The sequence below is a fragment of the Limnovirga soli genome (assembly GCF_013106755.1).
Classification (GTDB): Bacteria; Bacteroidota; Bacteroidia; order Chitinophagales; family Chitinophagaceae; genus Limnovirga; species Limnovirga soli.
This window is the reverse complement of the sequence record NZ_WHPF01000010.1, coordinates 97,848-112,552: the sequence shown is the minus strand read 5'-3', so window position 1 is coordinate 112,552 and position 14,705 is coordinate 97,848. Positions and strand designations below refer to the sequence as shown.

The following is a 14,705-nucleotide window of genomic DNA, read 5'->3' as shown; positions in this document are numbered from 1 at the left end:
TGCTACATGAATGCTTAGCAGCCGGGTTAATACTGCTATTTTTTGCCTTTCATTTTGAAGTAGATTAAAGGTACTACCAATAAGGTTAAAAAGGTAGAAGTAATTGTACCGCCCATTAGTGATATGGCTAGCCCCTGAAAGATGGGATCGAACAAAATGATTACGGCTCCCAATACTACTGCTCCAGCGGTTAACAAAATGGGCGTGGTACGCACGGCGCCTGCCTCAATAATGGCTTGTTTTAATGGAATATTATCGTGCAGCCTGATATCAATAAAATCTATTAATAACAGCGAGTTACGCACCATTACGCCTGCCAGGGCTATAAATCCAATCATAGATGTTGCACTAAAATATGCGCCCATTATCCAATGCCCGATAATAATACCAATTAATGATAAAGGAATGGCTGCCAGCATTACCAATGGCACGGTGAAGTTTTGGAACCATGCTACTATAAGCATATAAATAATGATAATGGCTACCAAAAATGCAATTCCAAGATCACGAAACACTTCATAGGTAATTTGCCACTCGCCATCCCATTTTAAACTAAAATTTTCTTCACTATCGGGTTGTTTACTGTATTCTTCGTTTAAGGTATAACCTGCGGGTAGCTGTATACTTTTTAAAGAATCGGAGATTTTACCCATGGCATAAAATGGACTTTCTAAAGAACCCGCCATATCTGCCACTACATATACAACCGGCTTTTGATTTTTGCGATATATACTTTTTTCTTTAATAGTTTTTTCTACTGAAGTAATATCACCAATGGCAACGGCAATGCCTTGCTGACTGATTATTTTAAGATCTTTAATATCGTTTATATTGGTTTTATCCGCATCGCTAAGTTTTAATACTATATTCTCCTGGTTATATGAAGCAGGAGTATGTAATACCCCAACATTAGCATTTGAAAGTGCAGCATTAATGGTTGCAACTACCTGTGCAGGGGCAATACCATAGCGAATGGCTTTTTCTTTGTCTACCACAAAATTGTATTCAGGTTGGTCGGCTTCTACCATCCAGTCTACGTCTACCACATCAGTAGTTTTTGCGAATATATTTTTAACCTGATTGGCAACTGCTATTTGCTGGTTATAATCCGGGCCATATATTTCTGCTACCAGTGTAGAAAGTACGGGAGGGCCGGGTGGCACTTCTACCAGCTTTGCATTGGCATTGTACTTAGCTGCTATGGCCTGTATAGGGGCACGCATAGTTTTAACAATATCGTGGCTTTGTAAACTGCGATCTTCCTTATTAACCAGATTTACCTGTATATCTGCAATATTGTCGCCATTTCTTAAATCATAATGTCTTACCAGTCCATTAAAACTAATTGGGCCTGCGGTACCAACATAGGTTTGATAAGTAGTTACCAGTTTTTGTTGAGCGATATAGCCAGCAATTTCTTTTGTTACGGCTGCTGTTTTTTCCAGAGTGGTTCCTTCGGGCATATCAATAACCACCTGAAATTCATTTTTATTGTCAAAAGGCAGCATTTTTACTGCAACTGATTTGGTATAAAACAACATCATGGTACCCAGCAATATGGCAACAACACTTAACATAAATGCCCATCGTTTCCAGCGTTTTTCCAGCATTGGCTGGATGGCTGATTTGTAGATTTTATAAATAGGTGTTTGTTCCAGTTGCACTGGAGGTTTTTCTACCCCATGTTTTTCTTTTTCCCTAAGGAATATATAGCCTAAATAGGGTGTTAAGGTAAGGGCAACAATTAGCGAAAGCATCATTGCAATGGATGCACCAATGGGCATTGGACTCATATAAGGCCCCATCATACCCGATACAAATGCCATTGGTAATACAGCTGCAATTACAGTGAATGTTGCCAATATGGTGGGGTTGCCCACTTCGTTAATGGCATAAATGGCGGCCTGCATTATGGGCAGACGTTTCATTTTAAAATGCCGGTGCATATTTTCTGCTATGATAATAGAATCGTCCACCACTATACCCGTGATAAACACGAGTGCAAAAAGGGTAATTCTGTTAAGGGTATAATCAAGAAAATAATAGGATAGTAGCGTTAAAGCAAATGTTACAGGTACGGAAAGAAAAACCACCAAACCTCCGCGCCAGCCCATTGCCAGCATTACAAATAGGGTTACCACTACAATTGAAATAAACAGGTGGAACAATAATTCGGAAACTTTATCTGAAGCTGTTTCACCATAATTACGGGTGGTAGAAACCTGTACATCAGATGGAATAATTGTTTTTTGCAGGGCCTGTATTTTATTCAATACTTCTTCGGATAAATGCATGGCATCAGCTCCCTGACGTTTAGCAATTGATAGGGTGATAGCCGGATAATCTGACTTAAAGTTTTTGGCTGCAGCAGTATCAGCATGGCCATAGCCAAAGGAAACATATTGTTTTGGGGCCGACGGCCCATCAGTTACAGTGGCAATTTGTTTTAAATACACAGGTTGCTGCTGATTTACGCCAATGATAAGATTTGCTACTTCATCAGCAGTAGCCAAAAAATTGCCTGTTGATACGGCAAAGGCGGTATCGCTTTTTACCAAAACGCCGCTTTCCATTTGGGCATTATTACCTTGCATTTGTTTGGCAATATTTAGGAAATCGGTATGGTTTTGCGCCATTTTATCTTTATCCAACACTACCTGAACCTCGCGGTTACGTCCGCCAATAATATTTACGGCGGCTATATCCTGTATCTTTTTTATTTCATTGGTTACCACTTCGCCCATTTGGCGTAATTCATAGTCGTTATAATGCTCACTCCAAAGTGTTATACCCAAAACAGGAACATCATCAATGGCACGGGATTTAATTAATGGCAATGTTACACCCTGGGGCATTTTGTCCATATTCTTCATGATCTCGTTGTACAATTTTACCAATGAGCGTTCTACATCTTCGCCAACATAAAATTGTACTATTAGCATGGCCTGGCCCTTCATGGTGGTGGAATAAACATATTCAACCCCTTTTACATTGGATACTATTTTTTCCATTGGGGCTGTTACTTTTGTTTCCACCTCCTTAACGTTAGCGCCGGGGAAACCAATCATAACATCGGCAATAGGCACTGTTATTTGTGGCTCTTCTTCTCGGGGAATAAGCATGGTGCTGTAACCGCCAATAAGCAGGAAGCCAATCATCAATAAAATGGTAAGTTTTGATTTGATGAATGCATTGGCTATATTACCTGATAATCCTTTTTCCATATAACTATTTTAATATTGTTCTGTTTGCTGAATATTGTGCTGAACGTACAAGTGTGCGACGCAAGTACAGCCTAATGCCTGTAATTGGCTGGGTACACAATGGTCGTGAATTTTTTTACACTACCTGAAAGCATACTACTGTTTTGTTACACTTACCGGTACGCCATTGTATAATTTACCCTGTGCATTTACTATAAATGATTCTGTTTTATTTAGCCCTGATAATATTTCTGTATTGCTACCATAAGTTTTACCTAATCTAACCCATCGTAATAAAGCTGTATTGTTTTGGCTAACAGTATATATACCTGTTAACTGTTCTTTATTTATAATGGATGAAGTTGGTACCAATACTAAATCAGACGGTGCTGCAATTGCGCTGTTGGTTGCCTGAGCAGGAATAAAAACATTTACATACATGCCTGAATATACATTCGTTTGTTCTGTTTTAGGGATGGCTAATTTAATAATGTATTGCCCACCTGTATTGGCAGAGGAGGGGTACAATTGTATAATACGGGTATTAAATTTTTTGTCACCTGACTTAATATTTACCACTGCAGCATCGCCGGTTTTTATTTTGGTGATATCAGATTCTGCAATGGTTGCACTTACCTGTAGCTGATCTGCTTGTTCAATAATTAGGATGGGCATTCCTGGTGTAGCCATACTGCCAGCATCCATCAATTTTTGGGTAATAGTGCCACTAAAAGGTGCGGTTACATTTGTATAGGCAAATTGTGCATTTACCTCGTTACGCATTTGTTTGGCTGCATCTAAATTGGCTTTGGCTGCACTGTATTGTAAAGTAATATTATCCAATTCTTTTGCACTGGCACTTTGCTGATTATACAAGGTGGTAAATCTTTCAAAATCTTTCTGAGCACTTTTTACTGCTGCTTCCGCCTGTGCAATCATAGCTTCGGTTTGGGCACGTTTTGCTGAAATATCAGTACTGTTAACAGTAAATAACAATTGCCCCTGTTTTACATGATCGCCTACCTTTACATTTAATTTGGTAATATATCCCATAACACGAGTGCTTATATTGGCATTAGTAGCAGCTTCTATTTGTCCACTGGCAGCAACCCCATTATTGTTGGCTGCACCAACAGGAAGGGATATTGTTACAGGAATAGCCATATCGCTGGTAGTATTTTTTTCAGCAGTATCGTTGTTATTTGTGCAGGCGCTGAAGGAAAGCAAGGAGCTAATAGTGGCAAATAATAGTATGAATCTGTTGTATAACATGAGTATATATTTTATTAATGGGTAATTATGATTTGCTGGTTAAGAATTGTATATAAGCCAGTGTGCTGCTTCTGGAAAATTTAGCTTGTGCCAGGTTTAACTGCTGTTGCGATAACTGGGTTTGTGCAAATAATAAATCGGTGGTGTTGGCAAGCCCTTGTTGATACCGGTTTTGTAAAATTCTTAATGCTTCTGATGCCTGATCCACTGCTGCTTGCTGTACCGTAATTTTATTTACTGCATCCTGTAACTGGCGGTAAGTTTTTTTCAATTCCATGCCGGCCGCTTCTTTTTCACTGGCTAGTTGTGCTGCCAGTTTGTTTTTTTCAAGCGATTGTACGGCTATTTTATTTTTGGTTTGATTGCCTTTAAAAATATCCCATTGTAATTGCACGCCAGCCAAATAAGCGCCTGAACCAAAACCCAACATAGATTTATCGTTTAGCTGGTAATTGGCAAATGCATTTAGTTTGGGTAAATAGCTCATCTTGCTACTTTTAATCAACAGGTCGTATGTGGCAATGGCTGTTTCCATGGCCATAAAATCCGATCTTTTAGTATTAAGGGTATCCAATGCCATTTCAGGTAAAGCTTCCATATTAATGGTGGAATAGGCGATGCCGGTAGGTTGGTGCATTAACACGCTTAACTGATCACTTATATTTTGTATACTGCTATTAATATCTGCCAAATTGCTTTCTACTGTTTTAACTTGTACTGCTGCATTTAGCAAATCAGATTTCTGCAGCAAGCCCTGGTTAAAACGGTCATTGGTAAACTTTTGCATAGCAGTAGCAGTAGTTAAAGCCTGTTCCAACACAGCTTTTGCTTCGTAGGTAAATTGTAATTGCAGGTAGGCTTGTTGTACCTGCCAAATAATTAATTCTTTGGTACGCTGTGTTTTAAATTGGTATAATGCCGTTTGTTTTTCTGCTGTTTTGCGCAGGTATAGCATATCCATATTCAACAGTGGTTGCTGCACAGTAAATTGGGTGGCAAAATTAGGTGTACCTCCTGGCGCATTAAGTAAGGCTGGGTTAAAATCGCTTTGCTGTATACGCTGTTGCTGCAATTTAAATCCAAATGCGTTTAGGGGATTGTTAGTTGTATAGGCCGTATAACTTAGTGCTGCCTGAGGCAAAAATATGGCTTCAGTTTGTTTAAAATTGGCGGCAGCAATTTGCTCATCTATCAAAGCCAATGAAATAGTACTGTTGCTGTCAATGGCTGTTTTAATAGCTTTCTCAAGCAAAAGTGGTTTTGCCTTTTCCTGTGCATGCAGGGCTACAGATAATGCCATACCCAGCAGCAGCCCTATTATTTTTACACCATAATACATATTCGCTTTTTGCATTGCTTACTTTATTTGAATGCAAAACTATTTCGGTGCATGCCGGTACTGCGTGACATATATCACGCAACAAAAATTAATTTCAAAATCAGGCTGGATAATACTTTGATGATATATATGTATTGGCCTGGCATAATATACTATGGGCAGCTTTACTTGCGTCGCACTCTTGTACTATAGAATTACTATGCGGCTGAGAAAAGAGATTAAGTAAGGGTGAATAAATTAAAATGTAGAAAAAAGTAGCTTAGGTGACATAAGTCACTGTTTTAACGTTAATTAATAAATAGTTTTACCATGTAATAACATACAGGTATGACCAAAACCAAAATACTAAAATTATTACTTGTTTGCCTGGCCTGTATAGCACTTGTTACATTACTTGTTATTGTATTTGAAAATCTTAATCACTAAAACATTTGAAACATGAAAAAGAACATGGGATCTACCGACAGAATTATTCGTCTGCTGCTTGCAGCTGTTTTTGCTTATCTCTATTTCGGAGAGGTTGTTACAGGAACATTAGGATTGGTATTGGTTATTTTGGGCGGTGTATTTGCTTTAACCAGTCTTATTAGCTTCTGCCCATTATACACCCTGGTGGGTATTAATACTTGTCCGGCAAAGAAACAGTAGCAATTCTGATAAGCATTTGCAGCAGGCAACTATATTCGATTGCCTGCTTTTTTATGTTATTATGCAATGCATAGCTATCTTGCATATAGGATAGCTTTTTTATTTATTTAACCAATAGGTATAAACGAAATATGGCCACTATACATTTAACAACTGCACAGTTTAAAGAACTGATCTTTGATTATGATAAGCATACTGAATGGAGCTATGCAGGTACACTGCCGGCAATTATTGATTTTTATGCAGACTGGTGTGGCCCCTGTAAAACGGTAGCACCTATATTGGAAGAACTGGCGGATGAATATGCCGGGGAGTTACTGATTTACAAAGTAGATACAGAGGCCGAAACAGAGTTATCTGCTGTATTTGGTATACAAAGCATTCCTACCTTTTTATTTATACCGGTAAATGATGCACCATCTATGCAGCCGGGTGCTTTCCCAAAACATATTTTTAAGAAAATTATTGTAGAAAACCTGATTAAGGCTGCACCTTCAGAAACCGACATTTAGTTTTTTAGGCGAAATAAAAAAGGGCGTATGGATAATACGCCCTTTTTATTTTTGATTTTTCAGTTCTAAATATCATCAATTCCCACCCTTTTACTTAGGATTTTGGTTTTATATTTTTCTATTTGCTTAATAAGTGAATCGCTGGTATGTGATGCAGCTTCTTCAAAAGTTTTGTTTTGAGAAGATGCCAGTAAATCGTTACCCGGTATTACCAAACGTATATGGCAAACCTTATTTTCTTTGGTAGAAGAGTTATCAGTACTTAAGGTTACTTCGCAGGAAATAATATTCTCTAGATGATGTTTTAGTTTGTTGGTTTTTTCGTTTATAAATTCTACAAGGGCTGGCTGTGCAGTAAATCCGATGGATTGAATGTTGGTTTTCATCTTCTGTAATTTTAAAATGTTTGCTTTAGTATTTTTATAAGAATGCATGCCTTTTGTAAGTATAACCTTTACCCTTTTTTGGGCAGTTTTGGCTGGTATGAAATACAGTTAGTGGCAAGTTTCTTTTTCCAATACAAAGGAACAATTAAGCTATTTATGGAAACGTGATTTGTATCACTTTTTACATTGATGATTATCACTTTCTTTGCAATAACGGTTTTGCATTTTGCCATTTTACCACTGTTTTAGCTGCATAGCATTGTTGCCGTACAAGAGTGCGACGCAAGTATAGCTGCATAGTAATGGGCAGGCTGGGCTAATAAATTTTTAGTTCTATTATTAAATTAATTATGATGCAATCTTTTTGGGACAAACGTTATACAGAAAACGAAAGTGTATATGGGGTGCTGCCAAATGCTTATTTTAAAAATTTTATTGATACTACTGCACCGGGTACAATTTTATTGCCTGCTGAAGGTGAGGGTAGAAATGCTATTTATGCAGCTTCGAAAGGTTGGCAGGTAGATGCTTTTGATTATAGCAAAGTGGCACAGCAAAAGGCTTTGGAAGCTGCCAACGCACAAGGGTTACATATTAATTATGCAGTTAAAGATATTGATGCTTTTAAAGCCACTAAGCAGTATGATGCAGTGGCATTGATTTTTGTGCACCTGCCCAGGGCATTACGTTTATCATTCCATGCCGAAGTGTACAAATCAATAAAATCGGGCGGTTTTTTGGTGTTGGAAGCTTTTGCAAAAGAACAACTGCATAAAAACAGTGGCGGACCAAAAGATGCTGCTATGTTGTATGATGTGCCCTCTTTATGCAGTGATTTTAACTGGATGCAAATGTTGCATTGCGAGCAAAAAAAGCTAATGCTTGATGAAGGCGAGTTTCACAAAGGTGAAGCTGAATTGATACGCTTTACTGCGCAGCGTTTATAAGCCGGGTTTATTTTCCAGAGATGGCACAAATAATGGCTGTTTTGGTTTTGCTAAATATACTGTTGGGTTTTTCTTTTGCGGGATAGCCAATATGCGAAAGTGCTTTTTTAATGGCGGCAACGTCAAGTCCAATACCTGTTACAGTCACTTTGCCGGTTTCTTTTTCGGCTTCAACATTGTGAATACCCACCATGGCGGATAGTTCTTTTTCAATGGCGTGTACACAACCCTCGCAGCGTATATTGTTTACAAAAAATGTTTCTGAAGTAAGCATAAAGTATTTGTTAAGGTGTAAATTGATCTAATACCTGTTTTAATTGTTTGGCAGCTATTACGCCACTTTGTCTCCAAACACTGGCACCGTTTTTAAATACCATTAAAGTGGGTACGCCCTGTATTTGATAATGTGCTGCCACTGCCGGATTTTTATCAACGTCAATTTTAATAATGGTAGCTGTATCGCCTACCTGTGTTTTTAATTCTTTTAAAATGGGCGCCATCATTTTGCAAGGGCCACACCATTCGGCTGAAAAGTCTACCAGCACTGGTTTATTGCTTTTAATCAGCTCAGAAAAAGATTTATTGATTGCTTGGTTTTCCATGTTTGTCTTTTTTAAATAGGCCAAATAGTAAGGCACCTAACAGGGCAAAATATAAAGTGCTGTTTACCGGTTGGGAGGTAATCATGCAAGTACCTGTTACGCAACCAATATTGGCATAATACAGATAGCCTGCTACAGCACCTGTAATGGCACCGGCAATATACAGCTGGTTATTTAATATCCACTTCTTCATATATAACAGTATTGGGTAATGGTGTTGATTCTTTTATAGGTTTTGTATAACAGGCAGTGCCACAGCAGCCTGCATTCATCAGGGCCATAGCGGCAAAAATAGTGCCGGCAATACCCAACATCCAGTCATGAATATCTATCGCCTGAATAATGATGATGATGCCCAATGCCAGCCTGATAATTCGCATTGCATTCCAGTTATGTAAAATATGGTTCATAGTTGTACAAAAGTAGAATGCTACAAGGGTATTGGCGGTGATATTTGTCACCAAGAAAAATAAACCTGAATAAAAATCCTTGTGTGACTTTTGTCATACAACAGCCGTATACCTCCATCTAATTTTGTGATATGAAAATGATGCAATACAAAACATCATTTAACTTAGGTAGAAGCACAATTTCTGCGAACCATCGTTCTGATTCCTCTTATGGCTGCTACCGATATTACTCATTCATAAATGCCATTCACTCATGAAACACTTACTCATTTTAGGCGCTGGCACTGCCGGTACAATGATGGCCAATCACTTAAGGCATAACCTGAAAGAAGACGACTGGGAAATAAGTATTATTGATGAAAAAGAAGAACATCACTACCAACCCGGTTATTTGTTTTTGCCTTTCGATATTTATCAGCCCGAAGACATTGTAAAATCCATTGCCGAATTTATTCCCAAAGGTGTATCACTTATTAAAAATAAGATTGAAAGAATAATACCAGCCGAAAATAAAGTAGCCATGAAAACTGGCGAAATGCTGGAATACGATGTGTTGATTATTGCCACCGGTGCTAAAATTGCTCCTGAAGAAACAACAGGTATGCAAGGCGCAGAATGGCAAAAATCTGTATTTGATTTTTACACTTTCGAAGGCTCATTGGCCCTGCGTAACAAACTGCGTGAATGGCAGGGCGGTAAACTGGTTATCCATATTACTGAAATGCCCATCAAATGCCCGGTAGCTCCATTGGAATTTGCCTTTCTGGCCGACAGTTATTTTAAGCACAAACACATGCGGGACAAGGTAGATATTACTTTTGTAACTCCCTTAAGCGGGGCGTTTACTAAGCCAAAAGCAACTGCCGCGTTAGATCATTTGCTACAGGAAAAAAACATTCATATTGTAAGCGATTTTGCCATTGAACAGGTAGATAACGACAATAAAAAAATTATCGATTATGGTGGCCAGGAAGTGCCATTCGATTTGCTGGTAACCGTACCCACCAATAAGGGCGATGCCCTTATGGAACGCTCTGGTCTGGGCGATGACCTAAACTATGTGCCCACCAACAAAGCCACCCTGCAGTCAAAAGATTATGAGAATATTTTTGTATTGGGCGATGCCAGTAATGTTCCCGCCTCCAAAGCAGGTTCTGTTGCGCATTTTGAAGCAGAAATACTTACCGAAAATATTTTACTCTACATTGGCGGTCAACCATTAAAAGCCGAGTTTGATGGTCATGCCAACTGTTTTATAGAAACCGGTAATGGCAAAGCATTATTAATAGATTTTAATTATACCCACGAACCTGTTGAAGGCACTTTCCCATTCCCCGGCGTTGGGCCATTGCGCCTGTTAAAAGAAAGCCGTATGAACCATATGGGCAAACTCGCCTTCCGGTGGATATATTGGAACGTATTATTAAAAGGTACACATATACCCTTTGTCTCTGCTAATATGCAGGAGGCAGGTAAACATTTTTAAACACTCAAAACATACTATCATGGAAAAGTTAATAGCCGGTACAACCGTTACCGTAAACGAAGAAGGTTACCTAACCAATTTTGCACAATGGAACGAAGCTGTTGGCGAGGCCCTTGCTGCCGAAGCCAATGTGGTACTAACACCCAGGCACTGGCAGGTAATTAATTACCTGCAACTGCAACATAAAAGCAATTTGCCATTAAGCATTCGCCAAATTGGTAAAAGCAATGTGGTAGATATAAAAGAGTTCTACCAGTTATTTCCCAACGGACCACTAAAAATATCTACCAAAATTGCCGGCATACCTAAACCTGCCAGCTGTTTATAAACCAATTAAACACACTACCATGAACGAATTTAACGGCGAAATAAGAAAGATGATGATCATACTTTCTAAAGCCACACTTGAAAACGTATATGCCGCATTTGTACTGGCCAATGGCGCCCGTATGGAAGGCATAGAAGCAGAAATGTTCTTCACCTTTTTTGGCCTTGAAGCCATACACAAAAAAAAGCTGGAACACCTGCATGTAGCTACCGTAGGTAATCCTGCCATGCACATGCCCACCATGTTGGGCGGACTGCCAGGTATGGAAGCACTCGCTACCTCTATGATGAAAAAAGAAATGGAAAAAATTGATATGCCCGATGTGCACGAATTCCTGGATATTCTAAAAGCCAGCGGTGTAAAACTGTGGGCCTGTAAACTGGCCATGGAAATGTTTCACTACAAAAAAGAAGATATGTACGATGACGTAGATGGCATTATTACCGTGGGCGATTTTTATAACCAGGGACAGGGACTGGGCACACATATGTTATTTGTTTAACAGAGTGTTTCATTTATGTGTAAGCCGGGCAAATTCTTTTGCCTGGCATTTTTTTGCCTACAATAATAAGTATTGGCCTGGCTGATACCTAAGCATTTGGCACCCCTTGCGTCGCACTCTTGTACGTTTAGCACAACAGGCAGCAAAAGACACATAGCTTTTAATTATAATTATTAAAAACTGCGGGCTTATTGAGAGGCTTTTTGCAGCTCAGTTACTTGCCTGCAGTACAAGTGTGCGACGCAAGTAAAGCCGGGCTATTTGCTTTGCCGGGTTCCAAAAATGGCTTTACTAATCCTTAATGCAACAAGTATTGTTTGGTATAATCGGCAAACCAGCCTCCGGCTTAGCCAAATAACCTGTACAGCATTCAATTGTATGGCAATCATTTGCTACTTTTGCCACCCGTAAAACGCAGCAAGCCAACCGCCGCCATTTGGCCGGGTGCTACAACGCTTTACAAACATAAAATATACAAGTAACTGATAATATGATTAACGTAACATTTCCGGATGGGGCAGTAAGGCAATACGAAGCCGGCGTTTCGGCGCTGGATATTGCAAAATCCATCAGCGAAGGGCTGGCCAGAAAAGTGCTTAGCGCCAAAGTAAACGGACAGGTTTGGGATGCTTCCCGGCCAATTAGTGAAGATGCCAACTTGCAATTACTTACCTGGACGGATACAGATGGTAAATCAACCTTCTGGCATTCCTCTGCTCACCTGATGGCCGAGGCAGTAGAAAGCATGTTCCCCGGTGTAAAGTTCTGGGTAGGTCCGGCATTGGATAACGGGTTTTATTACGATATGGATTTGGGCGATAAAAAGCTTACCGAGGATGACCTGGTAGTACTGGAAAAGAAAATGAATGAACTGGCAAAGCAAAACAATGCCTACCAGCGCAAAGAAATGTCTAAAGCCGAAGCCATTGCCTATTTTACCGAAAAAGGCGATGAATATAAATTAGACCTTTTGCAAAACCTGCAGGATGGCAGCATTACCTTTTACACACAAGGTAATTTTACCGATTTGTGCCGCGGCCCACATATCCCAGCCACCGGTGTAATTAAAGCCATTAAGCTTACCAATATTGCCGGTGCATACTGGAAGGGCGATGAAAAAAACAAACAGCTTACCCGCGTATACGGTATTACTTTCCCCAACCAAAAAGAGCTGGACGAGTACCTTTTAATGCTGGAAGAAGCTAAAAAACGCGACCACCGCAAGCTGGGTAAAGAACTGGGTATTTTTACCATGGATGAAGATATTGGTCCGGGTCTGCCTTTATGGATGCCCAATGGTACCATTATTATTGAAGAGCTGGAAAAACTGGCCAAAGAAACAGAGGAAGCTGCAGGCTATAAGCGAGTAGTAACACCGCATATTGCCAAAGAGAACCTCTACATTACCAGCGGTCACCTGCCATATTATGCAGATAGTATGTTTCCTCCCATGGAAATGGATGGCGAAAAATATTATCTCAAGGCCATGAACTGCCCGCACCACCACAAAATATTTGCAGCAGAACATAAAAGCTACCGCGATCTTCCTTACCGTATTGCAGAATATGGCACCTGTTACCGGTACGAGCAAAGTGGCGAATTGTTTGGCTTGATGCGGGTACGTTGCCTGCATATGAACGATGCGCATATCTATTGCAGCAAAGAACAATTTTTCCAGGAGTTTAAGGCTGTAAACGATATGTACCTTAAATATTTTAAAATATTTGGGGTAGATAAATATGTTATGCGCCTATCACTGCACGCACCTGAAAAACTGGGCCAGAAATATGTAGATGAACCTGCACTTTGGAAAGAAACTGAAGATATGGTGCGTAAAGTGCTGATAGATACCAACACGCCATTTATCGAAGTACCCGATGAAGCAGCCTTCTATGGCCCCAAAATTGACGTACAAATATGGAGCACCATTGGCAGGGAATTTACTTTGGCCACCAACCAGGTAGATTTTAACAGTGGCCGTAAATTTAAACTGGAATACACCAATAAAGAAAACCAAACCGATGTGCCTTTAATTATTCACCGTGCACCATTGGGTACACATGAACGATTTATTGGCTTTTTGCTGGAGCATTATGCGGGTAAATTCCCGGTATGGTTATCGCCATTGCAGGTAAAAATTCTGCCTATCAGCGATAAGTTTATGGAGTATACCAACGAAGTAAAAGCCGAATTGCGCAGCGCCGGTATAAGGGTAGAAATAGACGACCGTAGCGAAAAAATTGGCAGAAAAATAAGGGAAGCCGAACTTAGTCGGGTACCTTATATGCTGGTTTTGGGCGAAAAAGAAATGACAGAAGGAAAATTATCTGTTCGCCGGCAGGGCAAGGGCGACCTTGGCAGTCAAACCATTGCGGAGTTTATTGGCACCGTGGTAGCCGAAATAAAAAATCGTACTGAGGAATAAACAAAACATAATTATCTTTAACATCAACAATTATTCACCAAACAACAATTAATGGCTTTACCGTATAAGGGAGGTGGGCGTTTCAACCCACGTTTTAACAGGCAGCCAGAGCCTGAACACCGCATTAACGATCGCATAAGAGTGCCACAAGTTCGCCTGGTGGGCGATAATGTTACAGTAGGCATTTATCCTGCTGATGAAGCAAGGCGTATTGCCCGTGAACAAGAATTAGACCTGGTAGAAATTTCTCCAAATGCAGACCCTCCGGTTTGTAAAGTAATTGACTATAAAAAATTCCTATACGAGAAAAAACGTAAGGAAAAAGATATGAAAGCCAATGCCAAGCAAAGCGAGGTAAAAGAAATTCGCTTTACGCCTGGAACTGACGATCACGATTTTAATTTCAAGGCAAAACATGCTGAAGGCTTTTTGAAAGATGGCAATAAGGTGAAAGCCTATGTGCAGTTTAAAGGAAGGGCCATCATGTTTAAGGAAAGAGGCGAATTGGTATTGCTAAAATTTGCTGAACGCCTTGCCGAGTTTGGTATTCCCGAATCGCTGCCAAAGCTGGAAGGCAAAAGAATGCAGCTGATGTTAACGCCAAAAGGCGCCAAGAAAAAACCAAAAGAAGCCGCAGAATAAATC

Annotated in this window: 16 protein-coding genes; 8 read left to right on the top strand and 8 right to left on the bottom strand. The window is 39.8% G+C overall.

All coding sequences use genetic code 11. The features are described 5' to 3' along the window. Positions 1-35: 35 nt before the first annotated feature. The 3 genes from GD597_RS14740 to GD597_RS14730 form a co-directional block, all read right to left on the bottom strand. Positions 36-3,224, bottom strand: a complete 3,189-nt coding sequence (locus tag GD597_RS14740) for an efflux RND transporter permease subunit (RefSeq protein ID WP_171608649.1) — start codon at positions 3,222-3,224, stop codon at positions 36-38. 135 nt (positions 3,225-3,359) lie between these two features. Continuing rightward, positions 3,360-4,475, bottom strand: coding sequence for an efflux RND transporter periplasmic adaptor subunit (locus GD597_RS14735; protein ID WP_171608648.1), 1,116 nt, complete (start codon positions 4,473-4,475; stop codon positions 3,360-3,362). A gap of 25 nt (positions 4,476-4,500) precedes the next feature. Further along, the gene (locus GD597_RS14730; protein WP_171608647.1) at positions 4,501-5,829 is read right to left on the bottom strand and encodes a TolC family protein; all 1,329 of its coding nucleotides are present in this window, start codon (positions 5,827-5,829) and stop codon (positions 4,501-4,503) included. Between the two features lie 423 nt (positions 5,830-6,252). Here GD597_RS14730 and GD597_RS14725 point away from each other — a divergent pair, with 423 nt between their 5' ends. Continuing rightward, entirely contained in the window at positions 6,253-6,462 is a 210-nt protein-coding gene (locus tag GD597_RS14725) for a YgaP family membrane protein (RefSeq protein WP_171608646.1), read from the top strand. Between the two features lie 131 nt (positions 6,463-6,593). Continuing rightward, entirely contained in the window at positions 6,594-6,974 is a 381-nt protein-coding gene (locus tag GD597_RS14720) for a thioredoxin family protein (protein ID WP_171608645.1), read from the top strand. Positions 6,975-7,039: 65 nt separating this feature from the next. On the opposite strand, the gene hpf is transcribed toward GD597_RS14720, so the two are convergent. Continuing rightward, complete coding sequence (gene hpf / locus GD597_RS14715) at positions 7,040-7,360, bottom strand: ribosome hibernation-promoting factor, HPF/YfiA family (RefSeq protein ID WP_171608644.1); 321 nt, start codon at positions 7,358-7,360, stop codon at positions 7,040-7,042. A 350-nt stretch (positions 7,361-7,710) separates the two neighbouring features. On the opposite strand from hpf, the gene GD597_RS14710 reads away from it, so the two are divergent. Beyond that, complete coding sequence (locus tag GD597_RS14710; RefSeq protein WP_171608643.1) at positions 7,711-8,307, top strand: class I SAM-dependent methyltransferase; 597 nt, start codon at positions 7,711-7,713, stop codon at positions 8,305-8,307. Between the two features lie 7 nt (positions 8,308-8,314). Here GD597_RS14710 and GD597_RS14705 read toward each other — a convergent pair whose 3' ends face one another. The 4 genes from GD597_RS14705 to GD597_RS14690 are packed head-to-tail and all read right to left on the bottom strand — an operon-like array spanning position 8,315 to position 9,319. After that, the gene (locus GD597_RS14705) at positions 8,315-8,581 is read right to left on the bottom strand and encodes a heavy-metal-associated domain-containing protein (protein ID WP_171608642.1); all 267 of its coding nucleotides are present in this window, start codon (positions 8,579-8,581) and stop codon (positions 8,315-8,317) included. 10 nt (positions 8,582-8,591) lie between these two features. After that, positions 8,592-8,909, bottom strand: a complete 318-nt coding sequence (gene trxA / locus GD597_RS14700) for a thioredoxin (protein WP_171608641.1) — start codon at positions 8,907-8,909, stop codon at positions 8,592-8,594. Beyond that, positions 8,887-9,102, bottom strand: coding sequence for a hypothetical protein (locus tag GD597_RS14695; RefSeq protein ID WP_171608640.1), 216 nt, complete (start codon positions 9,100-9,102; stop codon positions 8,887-8,889). The genes trxA and GD597_RS14695 overlap by 23 nt, the downstream gene beginning before the upstream one ends. Then, a complete protein-coding gene (locus tag GD597_RS14690; RefSeq protein ID WP_171608639.1) occupies positions 9,080-9,319 on the bottom strand; it encodes a hypothetical protein in 240 nt (79 codons plus the stop codon). Before GD597_RS14690 ends, GD597_RS14695 begins: the two co-directional genes overlap by 23 nt. A 253-nt stretch (positions 9,320-9,572) precedes the next feature. Between GD597_RS14690 and sqr the strand changes: the two genes are divergently transcribed. From sqr to infC, 5 genes are all read left to right on the top strand, one after another. Further along, complete coding sequence (gene sqr, locus GD597_RS14685; protein WP_171608638.1) at positions 9,573-10,805, top strand: type III sulfide quinone reductase, selenoprotein subtype; 1,233 nt, start codon at positions 9,573-9,575, stop codon at positions 10,803-10,805. A 19-nt stretch (positions 10,806-10,824) separates the two neighbouring features. After that, positions 10,825-11,133: a TusE/DsrC/DsvC family sulfur relay protein gene (locus GD597_RS14680; protein ID WP_171608637.1), complete on the top strand. Its 309-nt coding sequence runs from the start codon at positions 10,825-10,827 to the stop codon at positions 11,131-11,133. Between the two features lie 19 nt (positions 11,134-11,152). Further along, on the top strand, positions 11,153-11,635 hold the full coding sequence (locus GD597_RS14675) for a DsrE/DsrF/DrsH-like family protein (protein ID WP_171608636.1): 483 nt from the start codon (positions 11,153-11,155) through the stop codon (positions 11,633-11,635). A gap of 490 nt (positions 11,636-12,125) precedes the next feature. After that, the gene (gene thrS / locus GD597_RS14670; RefSeq protein ID WP_171608635.1) at positions 12,126-14,060 is read left to right on the top strand and encodes a threonine--tRNA ligase; all 1,935 of its coding nucleotides are present in this window, start codon (positions 12,126-12,128) and stop codon (positions 14,058-14,060) included. A 51-nt stretch (positions 14,061-14,111) separates the two neighbouring features. Next, the gene (infC, locus tag GD597_RS14665) at positions 14,112-14,702 is read left to right on the top strand and encodes a translation initiation factor IF-3 (RefSeq protein WP_171608634.1); all 591 of its coding nucleotides are present in this window, start codon (positions 14,112-14,114) and stop codon (positions 14,700-14,702) included. Positions 14,703-14,705: the final 3 nt, after the last annotated feature.